This is a genomic window from Streptomyces griseicoloratus, from assembly GCF_014534645.1.
In the GTDB taxonomy this organism is placed as follows: domain Bacteria; phylum Actinomycetota; class Actinomycetes; order Streptomycetales; family Streptomycetaceae; genus Streptomyces; species Streptomyces griseicoloratus.
This window is the reverse complement of the sequence record NZ_JACVQF010000047.1, coordinates 1-206: the sequence shown is the minus strand read 5'-3', so window position 1 is coordinate 206 and position 206 is coordinate 1. Positions and strand designations below refer to the sequence as shown.

Genomic DNA, 206 nt, shown 5'->3' with positions numbered 1-206 from the left:
GTGCGGAGGGTGGGGGTGGCGTGGGCGAGGGGGCTGAGGACGGCGTCGGGGCCGATTTCGAGGAGGGTGGTCGCACCCTGGTTGTGGAGGGTGGTGAGGGCGTCGTGGAAGCGGACGGCGTGGCGGACCTGGTTGGTCCAGTAGGTGGGGGTGCGCAGGTCGTCGCCGGTGGCGAGGTGTCCGGTGAGGGTGGAGACGACGGGGAT

The 206-nt window shown here is 71.8% G+C and carries 1 protein-coding gene; it reads right to left on the bottom strand.

Translation table 11 applies throughout. From position 1 onward, the window contains the following. The coding region (locus tag H0H10_RS01625; RefSeq protein ID WP_188178968.1) for an ACP S-malonyltransferase at nt 1–206 on the bottom strand (206 nt) is incomplete at both ends.